The sequence below is a fragment of the Roseimicrobium gellanilyticum genome (assembly GCF_003315205.1).
Taxonomy (GTDB): domain Bacteria; phylum Verrucomicrobiota; class Verrucomicrobiia; order Verrucomicrobiales; family Verrucomicrobiaceae; genus Roseimicrobium; species Roseimicrobium gellanilyticum.
Genome location: NZ_QNRR01000004.1, coordinates 529,358 through 547,207 on the forward strand (window position 1 = coordinate 529,358; position 17,850 = coordinate 547,207).

Annotated in this window: 19 protein-coding genes; 5 read left to right on the forward strand and 14 right to left on the reverse strand. The window is 60.1% G+C overall.

Annotated features, from left to right (window positions below; genetic code table 11):
• Positions 1-46: 46 nt before the first annotated feature.
• Entirely contained in the window at positions 47-1,471 is a 1,425-nt protein-coding gene (locus DES53_RS14635) for an outer membrane protein assembly factor BamB family protein (RefSeq protein WP_170157126.1), read from the forward strand.
• 327 nt (positions 1,472-1,798) lie between these two features.
• Here DES53_RS14635 and DES53_RS14640 read toward each other — a convergent pair whose 3' ends face one another.
• The 4 genes from DES53_RS14640 to DES53_RS14655 form a co-directional block, all read right to left on the reverse strand.
• Complete coding sequence (locus DES53_RS14640) at positions 1,799-2,227, reverse strand: GFA family protein (RefSeq protein WP_113959006.1); 429 nt, start codon at positions 2,225-2,227, stop codon at positions 1,799-1,801.
• 457 nt (positions 2,228-2,684) lie between these two features.
• Positions 2,685-3,089 (reverse strand): VOC family protein, encoded by a 405-nt coding sequence (locus DES53_RS14645; RefSeq protein ID WP_113959007.1) that lies wholly within the window; start codon positions 3,087-3,089, stop codon positions 2,685-2,687.
• A 52-nt stretch (positions 3,090-3,141) separates the two neighbouring features.
• Positions 3,142-3,918 carry a hypothetical protein gene (locus DES53_RS14650; protein ID WP_113959008.1) on the reverse strand — a complete coding sequence of 259 codons (777 nt, stop codon included), beginning with the start codon at positions 3,916-3,918 and terminating at the stop codon, positions 3,142-3,144.
• Positions 3,919-3,994: 76 nt separating this feature from the next.
• Entirely contained in the window at positions 3,995-5,059 is a 1,065-nt protein-coding gene (locus DES53_RS14655) for an ADP-ribosylglycohydrolase family protein (RefSeq protein WP_113959009.1), read from the reverse strand.
• Between the two features lie 194 nt (positions 5,060-5,253).
• On the opposite strand from DES53_RS14655, the gene DES53_RS14660 reads away from it, so the two are divergent.
• On the forward strand, positions 5,254-5,700 hold the full coding sequence (locus DES53_RS14660) for a DUF6496 domain-containing protein (RefSeq protein ID WP_113959091.1): 447 nt from the start codon (positions 5,254-5,256) through the stop codon (positions 5,698-5,700).
• A 30-nt stretch (positions 5,701-5,730) separates the two neighbouring features.
• Here the strand turns inward: DES53_RS14660 and DES53_RS14665 are convergent, their stop codons facing one another.
• From DES53_RS14665 to trpA, 8 genes are all read right to left on the reverse strand, one after another.
• The gene (locus DES53_RS14665) at positions 5,731-6,171 is read right to left on the reverse strand and encodes a hypothetical protein (RefSeq protein WP_147263414.1); all 441 of its coding nucleotides are present in this window, start codon (positions 6,169-6,171) and stop codon (positions 5,731-5,733) included.
• Positions 6,172-6,191: 20 nt separating this feature from the next.
• Complete coding sequence (panB, locus tag DES53_RS14670; protein WP_113959011.1) at positions 6,192-6,968, reverse strand: 3-methyl-2-oxobutanoate hydroxymethyltransferase; 777 nt, start codon at positions 6,966-6,968, stop codon at positions 6,192-6,194.
• Between the two features lie 385 nt (positions 6,969-7,353).
• Positions 7,354-7,863, reverse strand: a complete 510-nt coding sequence (folK, locus tag DES53_RS14675) for a 2-amino-4-hydroxy-6-hydroxymethyldihydropteridine diphosphokinase (protein ID WP_113959012.1) — start codon at positions 7,861-7,863, stop codon at positions 7,354-7,356.
• Positions 7,864-8,091: 228 nt separating this feature from the next.
• Complete coding sequence (gene dapB, locus DES53_RS14680) at positions 8,092-8,832, reverse strand: 4-hydroxy-tetrahydrodipicolinate reductase (protein WP_113959013.1); 741 nt, start codon at positions 8,830-8,832, stop codon at positions 8,092-8,094.
• A 152-nt stretch (positions 8,833-8,984) separates the two neighbouring features.
• Positions 8,985-9,863, reverse strand: coding sequence for a 4-hydroxy-tetrahydrodipicolinate synthase (gene dapA / locus DES53_RS14685; RefSeq protein WP_113959014.1), 879 nt, complete (start codon positions 9,861-9,863; stop codon positions 8,985-8,987).
• Between the two features lie 90 nt (positions 9,864-9,953).
• Positions 9,954-10,223, reverse strand: coding sequence for a hypothetical protein (locus DES53_RS14690; protein ID WP_113959015.1), 270 nt, complete (start codon positions 10,221-10,223; stop codon positions 9,954-9,956).
• Between the two features lie 7 nt (positions 10,224-10,230).
• A complete protein-coding gene (dapF, locus tag DES53_RS14695; RefSeq protein ID WP_113959016.1) occupies positions 10,231-11,046 on the reverse strand; it encodes a diaminopimelate epimerase in 816 nt (271 codons plus the stop codon).
• A gap of 19 nt (positions 11,047-11,065) precedes the next feature.
• Positions 11,066-11,866 (reverse strand): tryptophan synthase subunit alpha, encoded by an 801-nt coding sequence (gene trpA / locus DES53_RS14700; protein ID WP_113959017.1) that lies wholly within the window; start codon positions 11,864-11,866, stop codon positions 11,066-11,068.
• A gap of 559 nt (positions 11,867-12,425) precedes the next feature.
• Between trpA and cls the strand changes: the two genes are divergently transcribed.
• Positions 12,426-13,877, forward strand: a complete 1,452-nt coding sequence (gene cls / locus DES53_RS14705; protein ID WP_113959018.1) for a cardiolipin synthase — start codon at positions 12,426-12,428, stop codon at positions 13,875-13,877.
• Between the two features lie 269 nt (positions 13,878-14,146).
• On the opposite strand, the gene DES53_RS33515 is transcribed toward cls, so the two are convergent.
• Entirely contained in the window at positions 14,147-14,515 is a 369-nt protein-coding gene (locus DES53_RS33515) for a hypothetical protein (RefSeq protein WP_113959019.1), read from the reverse strand.
• Between the two features lie 410 nt (positions 14,516-14,925).
• Between DES53_RS33515 and DES53_RS14715 the strand changes: the two genes are divergently transcribed.
• Both DES53_RS14715 and DES53_RS33020 read left to right on the forward strand, forming a co-directional pair.
• Positions 14,926-15,390, forward strand: coding sequence for an SRPBCC family protein (locus DES53_RS14715; protein WP_113959092.1), 465 nt, complete (start codon positions 14,926-14,928; stop codon positions 15,388-15,390).
• A gap of 160 nt (positions 15,391-15,550) precedes the next feature.
• A complete protein-coding gene (locus tag DES53_RS33020) occupies positions 15,551-15,832 on the forward strand; it encodes a hypothetical protein (protein WP_113959020.1) in 282 nt (93 codons plus the stop codon).
• A gap of 18 nt (positions 15,833-15,850) precedes the next feature.
• On the opposite strand, the gene lnt is transcribed toward DES53_RS33020, so the two are convergent.
• Positions 15,851-17,584, reverse strand: coding sequence for an apolipoprotein N-acyltransferase (lnt, locus tag DES53_RS14725; RefSeq protein WP_113959021.1), 1,734 nt, complete (start codon positions 17,582-17,584; stop codon positions 15,851-15,853).
• Positions 17,585-17,850 lie beyond the last annotated feature (266 nt).

The window sequence follows — 17,850 nt, forward strand, 5'->3', positions numbered from 1 at the left end:
AACGACTGCTTGCGCGGACGCGTTCATGGCACCGGCACTCACCCCCATGAAGCACCTCCGACTCGCGCTCTTCCTTTGCGCATTCACCTGTCCGGCCACAGTTCATTCAGAAGTTGCCTCCCACTGGCCGCAGTTTCGTGGGCCGGGTGGGCTTGGCGTTGGCACAGGGAAGCCTCCAGTGGAGTTGTCCTTGGAGAAGAACGTGAAGTGGAAGGTGGAGGTGCCGCATGGGCATTCCTCACCTTGCATCTGGGGTGACAGGATGGTGCTCACTGGCCTGGATGCTGGGAAGCTAACCACTTTCTGCCTGAGCAAGACGGATGGCCGTGAACTCTGGCGGGCCGTGGCTCCCACGGAAAAGATTGAGGCGGCGCATCGCATCGGCAGTCCGGCTGCACCAACCTGCTGTACGGATGGCGAGCGGGTGTTTTCTTACTTCGGTTCGTACGGTGTCCTGGCCTACGACTGGAATGGTCAGGAACTGTGGAAGAAACCACTGCCTCTGCCGGTGGTGGAGTTTGGCACCAGCAGCTCACCGATTGTGGTGGATGGCAAGGTGATCATTGTCGCGGACCAGGATGTCGGCAGCTACATGATTGCCCTGGATGCAAAGACTGGAAAGGAAGCGTGGCGCGTGGAGCGTGGCGAGTTTCGGCGCGGCTTCTCGACTCCCTTTGTGTGGAGTCACGATGGCATCCAGGAACTCGTGGTGGCTGGGTCGCTCTGGGTGCGTGCGTATGACTTGAAGGACGGCAAACAACGCTGGTCCGTGAGTGGCATGGCCCGTGTTGCGAATGCCAGCCCCATCGCCGCGGATGGCATGCTGTTGGTTTCAAGCTGGAACGTGGGCGGTGATGAAGATGATCGCGTGCTGATGGATCCGTACGACGACTTCGCCGCTGTCCATGATGCAAACAAGGATGGCCTGCTCACACGCGACGAATTCCCCACCGGCAAGGTGAGGGATCGCTATTCGCAGATTGATGCAGATAAGGATGCCCATGTGACGAAGGCCGAATATGAAGCCATGCGCGGCATGTTCGCCGCGTCGGTGAACCAGCTCTTCGCCATCAAGCCCGGTGGAAGTGGCGACTGCACCCATACACACGTGGTGTGGCAGCAGAACAAACACCTGCCGTATGTCTCTTCTCCCGTGGCCGCGAATGGTCGCGTCTTCACCATGAAGAGCGGCGGGCTCGCCTCTGCGTATGATGCGAAGAGCGGCAGCCCACTCTACCAGGCTGAGCGTGTCGATGCGTCTGGCGACTACTATGCCTCTGCAGTCGCGGCAGATGGGCGCATCTATGTCATCTCCCAACGCGGCATGGTCGTGGTGCTGGATGCCACGAGTGACAATCTCAACGTCCTCTCACGCACCGACCTGAAGGCTCCGGTGTTTGCCTCACCCGCGATTCTGGATGGGGTTGTCTACGTGCGTACGGACAAACATTTGTATGCGTTTGGGGAGTGAGGGGGCTGTTATACAGGAAGAGATGAGCCCCGTTGGCAGCCGCGCCCGAAGAGGTGGCCCAAGTTACAATCGCTACTGCCGAGCGTGGTGATGGAGCGAAGGGCTCAAGGATCGGGAACGCCTCGTTCCCGCACGACTGAGGTGCCATCACCAGCGAGCGTGGCATGCACCGCCGCCATGCTTCGAGGAATGCAGCAAACACACGAGAAAGTCGTGGCGCTGCATGCATCAGGCGAAGGAACTGGCACGTCAGGGGTTCGGGAACGAGGCGTTCCCGGTCCTTGGGAAGGCGCATGCGCCTTTAAAATGGAAATGTCTCAGCCCACATCACCCCATCGGCGGATACTTCTCAAACTTCGGCAGCGCGGGATCCATCTTGTCCCAGGCATGCGCATCGGAAGTCCACACATCGATTTGCTGGTTGAACCAACTTTGGTCATCGAGGCTCGCCGTCCTGAGTGCGATGATCTGCGGAGCCGCATCCGGCTTGATGACCAAAGGCGTGCCGCAGTCCGGGCAGAAGCCACGATTTGTCTTCCCACCCGCCTCACTGGGGGAGGCATGGTAGCGCGGCGTACCTTGCGCAAAAGTGAACGCCTCCGCCGGCACCACCACCATGGACGAAAACGGGCCTCCGCTGGCCTTCTGGCAATCCTGACAATGGCAGTGGAGCATCACGATGGGTTCCGCTGCCGCTTCGTAACGAATCGCGCCACAGGCGCATCCGCCTGAGATAGAGGTGGTTTTGGTGCTCATGGGGTGTGGGGCTGTGGGTTTACGGTTGGTCCGAGTTACAACATTCAACTGAATGGTTGAATGTTGCGCCGCAAATGAGGAATGCAAAAGGAAATTTCACAGTTTCGCCTGGGTCTGCTCGGCCACCGACGACCTTGGTTTGGCCGGACTCGTTCGAAATGCCTGTGTCTCTACGCCGAAGGCGTTACACATTGTCCAGCCTAAGGTCAGACCGCGAAGCGGGCGCCACCTTGGGTGGTTGCACCGTCAGTCGAACCCTGAAAGGGTTCCACAGAGTGGCGACCACCTCGGCAACATCTTCCATTTTGCGCCGCGTTTTGTGGAACGCTTTCAGCGTTCATGATCTTCACCTCGCATTCCCAAGGTGGCGCTTGCTTCGCAAGCTGACCTTGGGCTGGACGATGTACAACGCCTTCGGCGTAGAGGCGGGGAAGTTGCTTCAAATATATCCACCACTCTAGAACTTGATCCCCACCTTCTGCACCTCTTGATAAGGCAGCAGCCACACGAGCGACTCGTCATGCAGGTCCACTACCTGGATGCGATTGCCAAAAGGATCGCGGAAGTCGCAGCGGAATCCTTCAATCAGCTTGATGCCATACTTGCCCGTGAGCTTGTCCCGCACCTCCGCGATTTGCGCCTCATCGCGCACCATGATGCCGAAGTGAGCGGAGCGTGATGGATTCAGACGCTCCACCTCAAACATGGCGAGGAACTGATGCTCACCCAACTTGAAGAAGGCGTCGCCTTCACCTTCGTCGAGCTTCTCCAGATTGAAGACATCCTGGTAGAAGGCCACGGCCTTCTCCACATCATCGACTTCGATGGCGACGTGATTGCAGCCGTAGACTTGGACACTCATGGGAAGGGAGGGGTGGATTTCCTTGTCACTGCCACTGTCTTCGGAAGGAAGACTACGGCCCAGAATGCTCGGTAGCTTGCAGGGAGACGAATAGTGTGCAGTCTGGCGTAGTCTCCTTGGCGATAGGTCGCTTACCGGAGGTGATGGGATTCATCGGGTAATATACGTCCGCAATTTTGACCTTGGACTTGTTCTCCGTGAGCCACTGGGAGCAGGCTTCAAGAAATCGCACGTTGTCAGAATGTTTCTCCCGAAAGCCAGGGAATGCTCTCCGCAACATCGCAAAGAGGCGCTCCTTCGCTAACTCGTCTTGGGTTTGCTTTGCGGCTTGAAGGAGGAGTTCCATTCCATCCGGGCCCATTTTGAGTGCCAGGAAATGTTCTACTTGCCTGTAGCGCACGCTGTCTGGCGGTGCGGTTGTGAGTAGCAGGAGGGTTGGAGGGGCGTCATGCGACTCTTCCAGACACTTCCTCAACAGTTCTGCTCGTGCGAACTCTTGAGATTCCTCTAGTACTTTTGGCAGTACTGCATACTTGATGTCGCGCTCCAGCGGTTTGGCGGCAGCCGCCTCGCGAACATAGATCTCAAGATGCTTGCTGTCTGTCCGAGCAAGGAGTTCGGCCATGGTCGAGATCTTCAGCTCGTATTTCTCAAAAGAGCTATCCGGCAATGACGACGCTTCCATGCGCTTGGTCCATTGATCCCGCAGTTCTTTCAGAGACGGCTCCTTGGCGGAGATCGCGGCTATCGGCAGAAGCAACCCGAGCACGAGAGTGAAAAGGAGACACCACCAGGTTCTGTCTTTCAACTGGTTCGAAATCGTTGCCATGATGATTGCCTTTTATACCGATAGACATCCCTCGTGACAATCAGTGTTCTTGTGAGAATGCACTTCCAACCGGCAATCACTTCCCCTGCGCCGCCACCTTCTCCGCCATGGCCACGATCTCTTTGCCGTCGCGGAGTCCATCAATGAAGCGCTGCGGAATCTTGCTGAGTCCGACTTGTGCGCCTACGAGGGCACCGGTGAGACACGCGCGGGACATGTTCTGACCGCCGCCATTGATGGCATGCAGCACGGCGCTTTCGAAGTCATCGGGAAAACGTGCTGCGAGATAATAAGCGGAAGGCAGTTGTGAGTGGATGGCGCAGGACATGCCGTAGACGATGGAGGCCTTCCATGCGGGCTCGATGCGGATGTCCTTGTCGCGCGCCGCTTCTGCGACCCATGAGGGAATCAGCAGAGCGTCGGGTGAGGCGAAACCGAACGTGGGCTTTTGCTGATTGGGTTTAGCAATGGCGCGATCCGCCTGGAAGGGGAGTTCGCCTGCGGCCACGAGGTCTAGCAACCTGTCGGAGATATTCTCGTCGAAGGGTTCGCCACGCACCAGTGCTGCGAGCACGCACGCGAAACCGACCGATTGCTGCGCGACGAGGGAATCATTCTGGCTGAGCAGGCAGCAATCATTGGCATACTTGGCTGCAAGATACGGTTCAGTCGCGAAGCGCGCGGCGAGGATGCTGAGGCGCTCGGCTGCTTCCGAAGTGTCCGCATTTCCCGCAGCTTCGCGCCAGGGTTTCTGGTCGCGTACCCGAGCAGTCCACACCTGGCGGAAGGAGTGATTCGTGTAGCCACCGGGGCCTCCCTGAGGTTTGCCCGTGAGCTTGGGCAGGAGTTCTTCATCGAGGCGACGCGTGAAGTCCGTCTCATCATACGTGCCACACTCTGCCACGGAGGTGAGCAGCAGTTTCATGATGATGCCCGTCTGCGAGAGCTCGCCCGCCTCCATGCCGGAGTGGTAACGTCCCTGCTTGGGCTTGGTGTAGCCATCAATCCATGGGCCGTAGTCCTTCCGTTGCTCATTCAGGTCATAGTACCAGTGCGGTCCGAGTCCAAGGGCATCGCCAATGAACGCACCTACGATGCAACCGGCAGCGCGGTCGGCGATGGAGTCAGGGGAGGATGTCATGAAGGAGTGAGTGACTGGGGGCGTGAAGGGGTATCGTGAGTGGTGGGAGAGATGGACGGTGGATGGCGCGGGCACGCGGAGTTCACGGCGGGCGCGATCTCGTTCATGTAGCGTACGTGTCTCATCTCGGGTCAGAAACAATGATGATGGTGCTCGTCGTTGCAATCAATCAACCAACGCCTCAGGAGGCCATCATGCCCAAGCAAAGCACCATCAAGCGAGCCCGCCGTGACAAGAAGGAGGGCAAGGCTCCTTCCACGCAAGCGGGAGAATTTGTGCGTGAAGTCATCGATGACATCCGCGATGGCAAACACGGCGCCCGCTCCACAAAGCAGGCCATTGCCATCGGTCTTTCCATGGCGCGTCGTGCCGGCGTGAAACTACCACCACCTGAAAAGGGCACGGCTTCTGAGAAGGCAAGGAAGCAGGCGAAACGGGAACTCAAACGCGCCGAGCATGGGCCGGTGAAGGCATCACCGAAGCGGGCGAGGGCGAGTCGAAAGGCGCTGGAGAAGGAAGGGCATGCGGCTGCGAGTTCTACAGCATTGTCTCGTCAGACGAAGAACGCGGCGAAGAAGCGCACGGCGAAGGAACGGTCTGCGGCCGCGAAGAAGGCGGCGAGGACGCGGGCGCAGAAGTGAGAGGGTCGAAGTAAAGCTCCTCCCGCTACTTTACTCTGGAATTGGAGGTCGTGGCGACGTGGAAGCCTGATCGTACTCCTCTTTGGTTCCAACGAAGAAATACCAGATTCTGTCGCCGCTGGTTTGCAGCGGAAAGAGCATCACCCCTTTTGAGTCAATGGTTCCTTCATCCATCCCATAGGAGGGTAGCTTCGAACCATCAGCATAGATTGCTTCCTGAGTGTGCCATTCTTCAAGAATCGACGCGTCCGTCGTGCGCAAGGTTCCATCCTTGGGAATATTATATACCCATAGATTGTTGGCGGACTTTTTGGGTGGCGTCCCATGAGCCCGTTCTGCAATCGTGAAGACGCCTCTAAAGTCCTTGGACACGACGCACCTCACACGGTACTTCACGGTGGACTTGTAGATCACGCAGGCCAGCACCAGCGCTCCCAAGACCAGAATCGTGATTTTCGCTGGAGAGCGCATGGGACTTGTATGGCTACGCCTTACTCGCCCTTCACCCTCTCCACAAACTTCCGCGCCGCTCGCGTGATCTCCATGGCGAGGTTCGCCTCCTGCACCGCGAATGGCGGGACGAACCATGGGAAGAGACCCAGCAGATCGTGAGAGACAAGGACCTGCGCATCACACGCACTTCCTGCACCGATGCCAATGGTAGGAATCTTGATGCTGGAACTGATGCGCGCTGCCACGTCGGGCACGATGCTCTCCAGCACAATCGCAGCGGCTCCGGCTTCCTCCAATGCGACCGCATCCTCGAGGAGCTGGCTCGCGCCATCTTCGGTGCGGCCTTTCTTTTTGTAGCCGCCTTCCTTCAGCACACTCTGCGGCAGCATGCCGATGTGCCCCACATACGCGATGCCTTCCTTGGTGATGGCACGCACGGAATCAATCATGTCCACACCGCCTTCGAGTTTCACCGCATCCGCTCCGGCGGCGACGAGACGTTCCGCATTGTGGAGAGCATGGTCCGGGTTGCCATAGGTGTTCGCGGGCAAGTCCACGATGACAGGTGCCTTCTTCACCCCACGCCGCACGGCGGCGGCATGGTGGAGCATCATGTTCATGGTCACGCCCGTGGTGTCCGGCAGGCCCAGCACCACCATGCCGAGGGAATCGCCTACGAGGATGAGATCAATCCCGGCTTCATCAAAGAGGCGGGCCGTGGGGTAGTCGTAGGCAGTGAGCACGGCGAGCTTCTCGCCGGAGGCTTTGCGGTCGCGGAGTTGCTGGGTGAGGGCGTGCACAGGGTCTACGTACATGGTACGCGGGCAGCGTGCAAATAGGTGAAACGCAAAGCAGCGAAGCAGCCAAGGAGGTTAGGCTTTCTAGCCTGACAGCGGTCGTTGGGCCTCCGGCCTGACGTGCACGGTCACGGAGCGAAATGGGGATGGGTCACGAGAGACGTAGCGGCAGGCCCAAGGAGTGGGAACGCCTCGTTCCCATCAGTGGGCACCACCTCTTCTCGTGTCGCGTGCCATTGGAGACCTCTGTGGTTCGAATGCGGTGCATGGGTGGCTGGACGCCGTGAACCCAGTCACCATGGGAACGGGGCGTTCCCACTCCTTGGGCCTACCGCGTCGAGGTGGGTGAGGTTGCCTTTTGGGAGCCGTTTTGAAGTCATCAGAGCCGACGCCTTCGGCTCGGCTACGGGAGCCAGTCGCGCTGTAGGATGCGCAAGGGAGGCTCATTACTCTGCAGAGTCTCCAGATGCTCCGCAGTGCTCCGCTCATCCCCCGGCAACACCAATGCCGGCCGGATATCCGCCAGAGGCTGCAGCACGAATCTCCGCTGCGTCATGCGTGGGTGCGGCAGGATGAGAGCCGGGTGCTCCAGCACGGTATTACCCGCGTAGAGCATATCCAAATCCACGGTGCGGGGAGCGTGGTGGCCATGCTCGGCGGGTCGGCCAAGCTTCACTTCGATGGCGCGCATCTCGCGGAGGAGTTCCAGGGGCTCCAGGGTGCACTCCACTTCCACGACGGTATTCAAGAACGACTGCGAGCCCTCGGGACAATCCACGGGGTCGGTCTCATACACCGGAGCAGCGGCGCGGAGTATCAGGGTGGGATGCACCATCAGAAGATGGCGCACGGCCTCCTGCAGGTGATGCAGGCGGTCACCGAGATTCGAGCCGAGGGCGATGCCGTAGATCATGGAGGGGAGCCCATCGAGACTTCATCCGGATAGAGAGAATGCAAAATGAGAAGTGAAAAATGAAAAGTGCAAAATGGCGAGCATCTCAGGCGCGCATCACTTTGCATTTTTCATTTTGCAGTTTTCACTTTTCATTGCCTGAGGTTCGGCTTGCGCGGTGCGCTGCTATGGAAGGCGAGGGCTTGCCACGTGCGAGTGCAGCCGCCGAGGCTCGGCGGACTACTTTCTCTACTTCAGTCCCAAAACGTCCTGCATGTCATAGATGCCGGCGCTTTTGTCGGAGAGCCACTTGGCGGCGCGGACGCTGCCACCGGCGAAGGTGTCGCGGCTGCTGGCCTTGTGCGTGAGCTCCACGCGCTCGCCGATGTTGGCGAAGACAACCGTGTGGTCGCCCACGACATCGCCGCCGCGCAGGGCATGCACGCCGATTTCCTTCTTGGTACGCGCACCCACATCGCCGAAGCGGCCGTGGCGCGTGTCCTTGTCGTAGCTCACGCCGGATTCTTCGCAGAGGATTTCCACCAGGCGGCGTGCGGTGCCGCTGGGGGAGTCGGTCTTCATGCGGTGATGCATCTCAATCACTTCAAGGTCGAAGGGCTCGCCGAGGATGCGGGCGGCCTGGCGGGTGAGCCAGAAGAGGGTATTCACACCTACGCTGAAGTTCGCGGCAAAGACCACGGGGATGGTCTTGGCAGCTTCGCGGATGGTATTGCGCTCTTCGTCCGTGTGACCAGTGGTGCCCATGACTAGCGCCTTCTTGTGCTTCACACAAGCGGCCACGAGTTCATTGCTGAAGTGGTGCGAGGTGAAGTCGATGACCGCATCACACTTGGCGAGCGCTTCATCGAGACTATCACCCATGTCGATGGCAGCACCGACCACGGTATCAGGGTCCGACTCCGTGGCACGGATGACAGCCTGGCCCATGCGGCCCTTGGCGCCAGTGACGAGAATGCGAATGGAAGACATGAGAGGGGAGGTTGGCGGTTGTTGAGCGGTGGTTTGCGATGGTTGAGCAGTGGTTGGTTGAGGAGATGAGGCCGTGGGAGCAAGGCGACTGTCTTCAGTACAAACCATCGCTCAACCACAGCTCAACCATCGCAAACAACTGCTCAGCGTATTCAGATAATTTCTAGCTTCACCATCGTGGCCTTCAGCTCGGCCACCTGGGCGTCGCTCATCTCGCACATGGGCAGGCGGAGTTCGGCGTCGCAGAGACCCTTGAGGGCCATGGCGGTCTTGATGGGGATGGGGTTCGTCGCGAGCTTCAGGAACATGCTGAAGAGCGGGTTGAACTTCGCGTGGATGGCCTGGGCCTCGGCCCACTCACCCTTCAGTGCGTGCTGCACCATGGTGCTCATCTCCTTCGGAATCAGATTGCCCGCCACGCTCACGATGCCCACGCCACCCACGCTCATGAAGGGCAGGGTCAGGGAGTCATCGCCGGAGAGGACTTCGAAATCCGCGGGGAGGAGCTGCTTCAGCACGCTCACGCGGTCGGCATTGCCACCGGCTTCCTTGATGGCGCGGATGTTCGGGCACTCCTCGGCGAGGCGCACCACGGTCTCGATGCCAATCTCGATGCCGCAGCGTCCGGGAATGCTGTAGAGCATGATGGGCAGGCTCGTATTCTTCGCGATGTCGCGGAAGTGGCGGTAGAGACCTTCCTGCGTGGGCTTGTTGTAGTAGGGTGCCACCTGCAGGGAGGCATTCGCGCCAGCGGCCTCGGCCTCTTGCGTCATCTCAATGGCCTCACGCGTGCTGTTGCTGCCGGTACCGGCAATCACGAGACCACGACCACGGGCGATGCCCACGGTGAGCTGGATCACGCGGTCATGCTCATCGTAGTCCAGGGTGGGGGACTCGCCGGTCGTGCCGCACGGCACCACGCCCTGCACGCCGCCATCGAACTGGTAGTCGATGACTTTTTTCAGCGCATCCTCATCCAGTCGGCCGTTGCGGAAAGGGGTGATGATGGCGGTATGGGTACCTGCGAACATGGGTTTGTAGTTACGTGTTTTGACGAAAGACAATTTGAGAGAGGGAATACGCCAGCGCAAGCGCGCTGGAAGCAGACGAAGAGGGTGGCCTCACGCGCGTGCGCGGTCGGCATCGAGCGATTTTCCGCAGCAGGGGCAGTACTGCACGCCCGGGCTGGCGCTGTGCATCCACGCGCCGGCGGGCTTCAGGCAGTGCACGCATTTCCCGGCGAACTTCGCCCAGAGGATGCCGCTGAAAAGCAGCACCACGCCTGTAGCTTGCAGCCATTTCAAGTCAGACAATGCCATCACTGCGATTCCGAGAATCACGACCGGCCACGCGATGCGGTGGGCCTTCTGAAGGGATTGTCTGCTGGTCATAGGAAAATCAAACCTCCACGGTGCCTTCGAAGACGAAGTCCGCCGGTCCGTGCAGGGTCACGTTCTGGTAGCCGTCGGCTGTCTTCTGGAATCCGATCTGCAGGGTATCACCACCGCGCACGAGCACGGACACCGGCGAGGTGAAGCCGTGCAGTTCATGGGCAATCAGCGCGCACGCCACCATGCCGGTGCCGCAGGCGAGCGTCTCATCCTCCACACCGCGCTCATACGTGCGGATGGAGATGCTGTTTGGCCCGGTGATTTTTACGAAGTTCGCGTTCGTGCCCTTGGGCGCAAAGGCCGTGTGGTACCGCAGGCCGGCGCCGAGGCCGCGCACATTGGTATGCTCCAGGTCTTCCACGAAGACCACCGCGTGGGGCACGCCGGTATTCACGCTGTGGACGCTGAGCTCAATGCCTTCCACGGGGAGGGTCTGGTTCAGCTTCAGGCTGTGCGGCGCACTCATGTTGATGCGCACCTGGTCGCCCAGGTAGTCCGCGGAGATCATACCCGCGAGCGTTTCAAACTTCAGGCCACCGAGCTTGTCCTCATGGAGACGGTTCACGTAGCGGGCGAAGCAGCGCGCGCCATTGCCGCACATCTCGGCCTCGCCACCGTCCGCATTGTGGTAGCGCATCTTGAAGTCGCCGCCGTCTGTGGCGGGTTCCACGAGGAGAAGGCCATCCGCTCCCACGCCGCGATGCCGGTCGCACAGGCGGGCGATCGTTTCGTTGTCGATGTGCACGGACTGAGTGCGGTTGTCGAGCATGACGAAGTCATTGCCCGCGCCGTTCATCTTCCAGAATTTGAGCGTGGTAGCCATGGGGAAAGGGGCGGTGAAGCTAGACCGACTTCACGGCATCGACAAGAGGTTTCACGAAGGCGGCGAGCCTGTCCGTGAGGGCGCTGTCGGAGCCATGTTGTTCAATGAGCTTTACGATGGCGCTGCCCACCACGACGCCGTCTGCCATGCCGGCAACCGCGCCTGCCTGCTCCGGGGTGGAAATGCCAAAGCCCACGGCCACAGGCGTTTCCGTGGTTGCCTTGATGCGGGCCACTTGGGCCTCGATGCCGGTCGCCAGGGAGGTCTGCGCGCCGGTCACCCCCTCGCGGGAGACATAATAGATGAAGCCTTCCGCCTGGGAGGTCAGGACCGGGATGCGCTCCGCCGGGGTGGTGGGCGCGATGAGGCGGATGCGCTTCAGCGCCTCGCCGCCCACGAGTTCGGCATTCACGGAGGCCTCATCCGGCGGCAGGTCCAGCAGGAGCACGCCATCCGCTCCCGCGGCTGCCGCGTCCCGGTGGAAAGCCTCGAAGCCGTAGGTGTATACCGGGTTCAGATACGTGAAGAGCACGAGCGGGATTTGCGTTTCCTCGCGCAGCTTCTTGATTGCGGCGAGCACCTTCGGCGTGGTGGTCCCAGCACGCAGGGCGCGGTCCGCCGCCATCTGGTTCACAATGCCGTCTGCCAGCGGGTCGCTGAAGGGCAGGCCAAGCTCCACGATGTCCACGCCACACTTCTCCAGGGTGAGCACGATGTCGCGCAGGGTGTCCAGGTTCGGATCTCCTGCACAGATGTAGGCCACGAAGGCCTTCTTTCCAGAGGCGCGGAGGTCAGCGAAACGTTGGTCGATGCGGTTCATGGGAGCGTGCAAAAGGGGGTGGGAGCGTTAACCGCAGGGAAGGGGGCGCGCAAAGGGATTTGAGCGAGGGCGGAAAGTTGAAACGCAAAGCAACAAAGCAGCAAAGGAATGGCCGCAAAAGTACGCAGAGGACGCAAAAAAGGTGGGGGCGGGGCGTGGTGCGCTGCAGGGATGATTCCGGTTAACCGCAAAGGGGCGGAGAGGCAAAGGACGCAGAGGAGGGAGAGGGTTTGCCGTGTTTGGTGTTTCAGTATGCTGGTCGATGGCGACGACGTAGCAGAGGAGGCAGAGGGCGCGGAGGTTCTGTGCGCTGGGCTGTAGCTCTGCGCTCTGAGCCTCCTCCGCATCGAAACGTTCCTGCTTCAGTGTGTGGCAGACGTCAGCACCAACTCCTTCAAACCTCTGCGTCCTTTGCCTCTCTGCCCCTTTGCGGTTAATCCAAATCGTCCGAGACACTCTGCTATCTTTCTGTCCGAATTCCATTGCAGACAATCCTCCATTGCTTCCCCGCGATCGTGGGACATCATTTGCGCGCTTACTTTATCTTCGCTTCTCACGCATGTTCATCGAATTGTACAAGGCCATCTCCCCCGTGTGGCATTGGTTGCTGCTGGCGCTGGATGTCTGCATGGTGGGCTTTGCGGTGAGCCACGTGCTGCTGCGGCAGAGGGATGGACGCATCGCGGCGTTCTGGGCGGTGATCATTGCGTTCGTGCCGCTGTTGGGCGCGATTTTTTACGCGATGTTCGGCATCAATCGCATCCAGCGGCGCGGGCAGAAGTATCGTGCGATGACGGAGGTGGAGCGCCAGGCGGTGCTGGAGGCGTGTCCGCTGCATCCAGAGAAAGAGGTGCCTGAGCTGAAGCTGCTCGGTGAGCTCGCGGAGACCATAGGCAAGCTCTCACGGTACAACTTCAGCGTGGGAAATCACATGATTCCCCTGCGCAGTGAGGAGGCCATGCTGGCCATGCTCACCTCCATACGCCATGCGAGGCGCAGCATCAGCCTGTGCAGCTACATCTTTGAGGCGAAGGGCATCGGCCTGGACTTCGTGAACGAGCTCGAGAAGGCGAAGAACCGTGGCGTGGAGGTGCGCGTGCTGGTGGATAACATGGGCACCATGTACTCCTGGCCGCCCATCATTCACACGCTGAGGCGGCGTGGCATCCGTGCGGAGAGCTTCATGCACAGCCACTTTTTCTTCCGCGTGTTCAGCATGAACATGCGGAACCACCGCAAGGTCATGGTGGTGGATGGCGTGACCGGCTTCACCGGCGGCATGAACATCCGTGAGGGGAACATGCTCTCGCAGAATCCGAAGCATCCCGTGATCGACCTGCACTTCCAGGTGGAGGGGTCGGCGGTGCGGCAGCTGCAGCGTGTGTTCGCGGAAGACTGGGCCTTCTGCTGCGGGGAGGTGCTGAAGGGGGACCTGTGGTATCCCGAGCTCGAGCCTGCGGGTGAGGTGGGCATCATCGGCGTGCCGGATGGCCCGGATGAAGACTTCGAATTGATGCCCAAGGTCATTTTCGCGGCCATTGGCGCGGCGAAGAAGGAGATCCGCGTGATGACGCCCTACTTCCTGCCCGAGGCGCCGATTCTCTGGGCGCTGAACTCCGCCGCGCTGCGTGGCGTGGACGTGACCATCATCACGCCGAAGAACAACAACATCCCCTTCGTCCGCTGGGCCGCGCGCACCTTGTACCCGCAGATGCTGGAGCGTGGGGTGCACATCCTGGAGGCAGATGGCCATTTTGATCACAGCAAATTCATGACCGTCGATGGCATTTGGTCCCTGGTGGGCAGCACGAACTGGGACCCGCGCAGTCTGCGGCTGAACTTCGAGTTCAACGTCGCGTGCTTCGATGACATCCTCGCGCGCCAGTTGAATGCCATCTTCGTGAAGGCCCTGGAGGATTGCCAGCCGGTGAGCCTTCAGGAAATCCGCAGTGCGGGATTGCACTTGAGGTTGCGGGATGGGTTTGCGCGGCTGTTCATGCCGGTGTTGTGAAATGCTTTGGGTGTGATGGAGGCAGGTCGGTGATTTGGAGTGCTGGATCCCGCATGCGGGACAGCTTTGTGCAGGCAGCTTGCTGCCGCGAAGCCACCCCGCGCTTTGCTGTCTTCGAGGGTTTGCATATCAAGGATGGGTAGACGCAGAGCAAGCTCTGCTCCCGAAAGCTGGAGCAAGCTCCAGCATTCCAAATTCGCCGTGTCTCATGAAGCGTGGTGTCGTGGAGATAATACGTATAGCCGGTGCTACGTGTCCTGGACGCCCGGTTATTCTCGCGATTCCTGCCAGTCCTGCCCCCAAGATTTGAAAACTTCACGCACAAGCGCGCGAGCGTGTGGCTGATTGCCATGATGAATCACCACAGCAGGACCCCGGGGGTTGGCATGCTGGAGGTCCAGAAGGATGGGGATATCTCCCAGGCTGCCATACCATCGTGACACGGGACCTGGCGGATCATCTTCGCCTGAAACATCACTATTGGGCGGCATGGTTCCAACACGCTTCTGCAATTCCTCCTGCGTGGAATGGAAATAGCACCAGCCCATGTAATCGATGGACACACCCGTATGGTCAAAATGGTCCCAGAATACTTCCTGAGGTACCCAAAGGACTTGAGGAGCATGCGCCTGCATCATGGCAAGATACTGGGTCAGGGCGTGGAATCAACGTGAGTGGGGTGAATCGGTAGTTTGAATTCATGGACGCAAACACATGCGCCAGCTCAAGGAGCGGGAACGCCTCGTTCCCGAACCCCTGACGTGTTTGACGCACCGGGCGATGCATGCAACGCCGTGGTCCACTCGCGGACACTCCGGTGACGTTGCGGTGCATGCGTCAATCGCTCATGCATCTACCTCAGTCGTGCGGGAACGAGGCGTTCCCGTTCCTTGGGCCCGTTGCGATGCCGGGAGTGGGCTTGTCGCGCCGGTCATCTGTTACGCGCATCTTTGTAAATTTTCGAGGCCCTTGTCGATCTCGGTTCCTGCCATTCGATAACATGGGAAAGACTCCGATCACCCCCTCCTCCCTAAACTTGCATCTGTTCATGAGCACTTCTCCCGCCTCTCCCACCATCATCAACTCCCGCGTCCTGCCGTATCCGCGCGCCCAGGTCTTCGGAGCGTTTCAAAATCCGGAAATCCTCGCGCAATGGTGGGGGCCGAATGGCTTCACGAACACGTTTGACGAATTCGACTTCCGTCCCGGTGGGATGTGGCGCTTCACCATGCATGCGCCGACGGGCGCGGCGTTTCCCAATGTGAGCAGGTTCGTGGAGGTGGAGGCGCCGAGTCGCATCGTCTTCCATCACGAGGACCCGGTGCATTGGTTCGAGATGGTGATGACGTATGAAAACGTGCCCGCGGACGGCGGCGCGGATGCAAATACCCGGCTCACGTGGCGCATGACCTTCGCCACGGTGGAGGAGGCGGAGAATCTACGAGCGTTCATCACGGACGCGAATGAGCAGAACTTGGGCCGGCTGGAAGCGTGCTTGAAGGGGATGGGGTGAGCGTGCTAGGGTCGTGCGGTGAACGATGGGCAAAAGCTTTCAGCATCTCGTACAGGCTCTTTGTGGCCTTGTGGGTGCTGGCGTTCTTGACGCCTTGGGTCGTGGCTTTTTTCTGGTCACGGGCCGGAGGCGTGGTAGCAGGCGTTGTGATTCCCCTGGCATGGTTGAGCACCATGCCTTGCACATGCATGAATGGGGCGTTGGTGGCATCTTTTCTGGCGACAATGCAGCTCGTCTCGATGCTCTCGTGGGTGGTCATCGGATTCAGAACATTCTTTGGATGAGGGCGCCAGCCCTCCAAGGAGCGGCGGCTCTAGCCGCCGTGGAAGCAGCACTCGCGCTGCGAGTGCGAGAAGTCGGCGACCAAAGTCGCCGCTCCTTGGGCTCGCGCATCTTTGGCACCGTGTGCGCGTTCTCGCTCTGGTGGGACTTGAACTCCTGACCGCCGAGGCTCGGCGGACTACCTTCTTTTCCTCACCACCGCCACGAGGATCGCCACGCCCATGATCACCAGCATGGCGATGGAGAACACATCCCCAAACCGTGCATACACGGTCATGGGGGGACTCTTCTCCAGGTTCACCGTTTGCTTCAGGATGCCCTTGTAGAAGTAGCCGTCCTTTTCATTCCACATCAGGCCGCCGTTCGGGATGCGGCCTTTGTCATCGAGGAAGCAGGTGATGCCGGTATTACACGCGCGCACCATGGGGCGGCGCAGTTCGATGCAGCGGAAGACGGCATTGGCGAGGTGCTGCTCATTTTCCTCGCTGTGGAGGAACCATCCATCATTCGTGAGGTTCACGAGGAGCTGCGGGGCTTCGCGCACAAACTTCCGCGCGAGACGGCCCACGGTATCCTCAAAGCAGATGAGCGGCATGAGTTGCACGCCGGCGGGCTCTTCCAGCTTCAGCGGCTCGGTGGAGGGGCCACTTTGGAAGTCGCCCATGATCACGCCGCCCAGCAGCGCATCCATGCCGGGGAAGTTCCGCAGCGGCAGGTACTCGCCGAAGGGCACGAGGTGGACCTTGCGATGCAGTTGGTGGTTGTTGAAGTTCCCCCGCATGAGCGAGGCGCCGGTGTAGTTCGGCTGCATGGGGATGAGGATGTCCGCCCCGGTGAGCAGCGAGTAGTCGGCGATGCCGAGGATGTCGTTCAGGAAGTCGACGTGATTCGGATCGTGGAAGGGGAAGGGGAGGGCGCTCTCCGGCCAGATCACGAGTTGCGGCTTCTCGTCGGGATTACCCATCACCGCCTGCACCGTAAGCTTGCCATACAGATTGTAGATGCTGTCGCCCACGTCTTCATACCGGCGGCCGTCCCACTTCTCTTGCTGGCCGATGTTTCCCTGCACGAGGGCGACCTTCAGCGGGATGACATCCGTCTTCGGCTGCTCCATGAGGTGCTGCATGCCGTAGCCGGCATTCAGCAGCACGAGGGCCACCGCGCAGAAGAAGTCGGCATGCGGACGCACGCGGGAGGTACGCACCTCCTGGCGGAAGCGCAGTTGGGTGTTCCAAAAGATGCAGACCACAAAGACAGGCATGAAGGAGAGGCCGGTCACGCCCACGAATTCTGCGCCCTGGATGAGGAGCTTCGTCTTCCAGAGAGCAATGCCAAGTCCGTTCCAGCCGAATCCGGTGAAGACGATGCCGCGCAGCCACTCGCACGCGACCCAGGCCGCCGCGCAGAGGAAGGCGGCTCGCAGGGATTCCAGCGAGACGCTGAAGAGTTTTCCAGAGTCACCCGGGGTCGTGTTTCCTTCCGGGCTGATGCGGGGCCGCCCGATGGTCGCGGCAAAGGCACCCCAGAGGCCCCAGTAGAGGGAGATGTAGATCGAAAGCCCCACCACCGCGCCCATGCCCATGAGCTCCGGTCCCAAGCCTGCCCACGAGTTGTCACTCGCACCGCTGATGACGCGGGAGGAGTGGCGCACCCAGTTCAGGTTCGGGATGAAGAAGGCGAGCCCAGCGAGGTAGGCGAGACGGAAGCCGCGCCAGGCTGGGCTGCGGCGTTTCGGCGGCTTGCCATTCGCGGGCGCTGCGGGTGCGGCAGGCTCCTTGTTGTCCCATCCCCAGAGGGCGTAGAGCAGGGGCAGCATCCACAGCCACACCAGCCAGCCGTGATTCCACCCGGGATAGGCGAAGACCAGTATGAAACCGGCAGCCAGGGCAGCGAGGAAGGGAGGGATGCGCATGCGTGGGGAGGAAAGAATGAATACGTCTGGAGGATGTAGTCGGTGGGAAGGGCGGCTCAAGCAACCATTTGCGAAATGCCCCGCCTGACCGCGTCCCTCACAAAAATCTCAGGGTCATACATCCAATCCGGTTACGACCGACCATTCTGAATCGAAAAAAACCGTGCCTATGAGTCCGCCCTTTCCGTGCATCCCGTTTCTTAGATAGAGCCGCGAGCTTGCTACTCGCTGCACCAATCAACCGCCAGTGATTCAGTCCGACACAT

What these genes read in the sequence shown, in the direction of transcription:
- DES53_RS14635 (WP_170157126.1), top strand. Translation starts at nt 47, where the DNA reads ATGAAGCACCTCCGACTCGCGCTCTTCCTTTGCGCATTCACCTGTCCG.
- DES53_RS14640 (WP_113959006.1), bottom strand. Translation starts at nt 2,227, where the DNA reads ATGAGCACCAAAACCACCTCTATCTCAGGCGGATGCGCCTGTGGCGCG.
- DES53_RS14645 (WP_113959007.1), bottom strand. Translation starts at nt 3,089, where the DNA reads ATGAGTGTCCAAGTCTACGGCTGCAATCACGTCGCCATCGAAGTCGAT.
- DES53_RS14650 (WP_113959008.1), bottom strand. Translation starts at nt 3,918, where the DNA reads ATGGCAACGATTTCGAACCAGTTGAAAGACAGAACCTGGTGGTGTCTC.
- DES53_RS14655 (WP_113959009.1), bottom strand. Translation starts at nt 5,059, where the DNA reads ATGACATCCTCCCCTGACTCCATCGCCGACCGCGCTGCCGGTTGCATC.
- DES53_RS14660 (WP_113959091.1), top strand. Translation starts at nt 5,254, where the DNA reads ATGCCCAAGCAAAGCACCATCAAGCGAGCCCGCCGTGACAAGAAGGAG.
- DES53_RS14665 (WP_147263414.1), bottom strand. Translation starts at nt 6,171, where the DNA reads ATGCGCTCTCCAGCGAAAATCACGATTCTGGTCTTGGGAGCGCTGGTG.
- panB (WP_113959011.1), bottom strand. Translation starts at nt 6,968, where the DNA reads ATGTACGTAGACCCTGTGCACGCCCTCACCCAGCAACTCCGCGACCGC.
- folK (WP_113959012.1), bottom strand. Translation starts at nt 7,863, where the DNA reads ATGATCTACGGCATCGCCCTCGGCTCGAATCTCGGTGACCGCCTGCAT.
- dapB (WP_113959013.1), bottom strand. Translation starts at nt 8,832, where the DNA reads ATGTCTTCCATTCGCATTCTCGTCACTGGCGCCAAGGGCCGCATGGGC.
- dapA (WP_113959014.1), bottom strand. Translation starts at nt 9,863, where the DNA reads ATGTTCGCAGGTACCCATACCGCCATCATCACCCCTTTCCGCAACGGC.
- DES53_RS14690 (WP_113959015.1), bottom strand. Translation starts at nt 10,223, where the DNA reads ATGACCAGCAGACAATCCCTTCAGAAGGCCCACCGCATCGCGTGGCCG.
- dapF (WP_113959016.1), bottom strand. Translation starts at nt 11,046, where the DNA reads ATGGCTACCACGCTCAAATTCTGGAAGATGAACGGCGCGGGCAATGAC.
- trpA (WP_113959017.1), bottom strand. Translation starts at nt 11,866, where the DNA reads ATGAACCGCATCGACCAACGTTTCGCTGACCTCCGCGCCTCTGGAAAG.
- cls (WP_113959018.1), top strand. Translation starts at nt 12,426, where the DNA reads ATGTTCATCGAATTGTACAAGGCCATCTCCCCCGTGTGGCATTGGTTG.
- DES53_RS33515 (WP_113959019.1), bottom strand. Translation starts at nt 14,515, where the DNA reads ATGATGCAGGCGCATGCTCCTCAAGTCCTTTGGGTACCTCAGGAAGTA.
- DES53_RS14715 (WP_113959092.1), top strand. Translation starts at nt 14,926, where the DNA reads ATGAGCACTTCTCCCGCCTCTCCCACCATCATCAACTCCCGCGTCCTG.
- DES53_RS33020 (WP_113959020.1), top strand. Translation starts at nt 15,551, where the DNA reads ATGGTTGAGCACCATGCCTTGCACATGCATGAATGGGGCGTTGGTGGC.
- lnt (WP_113959021.1), bottom strand. Translation starts at nt 17,584, where the DNA reads ATGCGCATCCCTCCCTTCCTCGCTGCCCTGGCTGCCGGTTTCATACTG.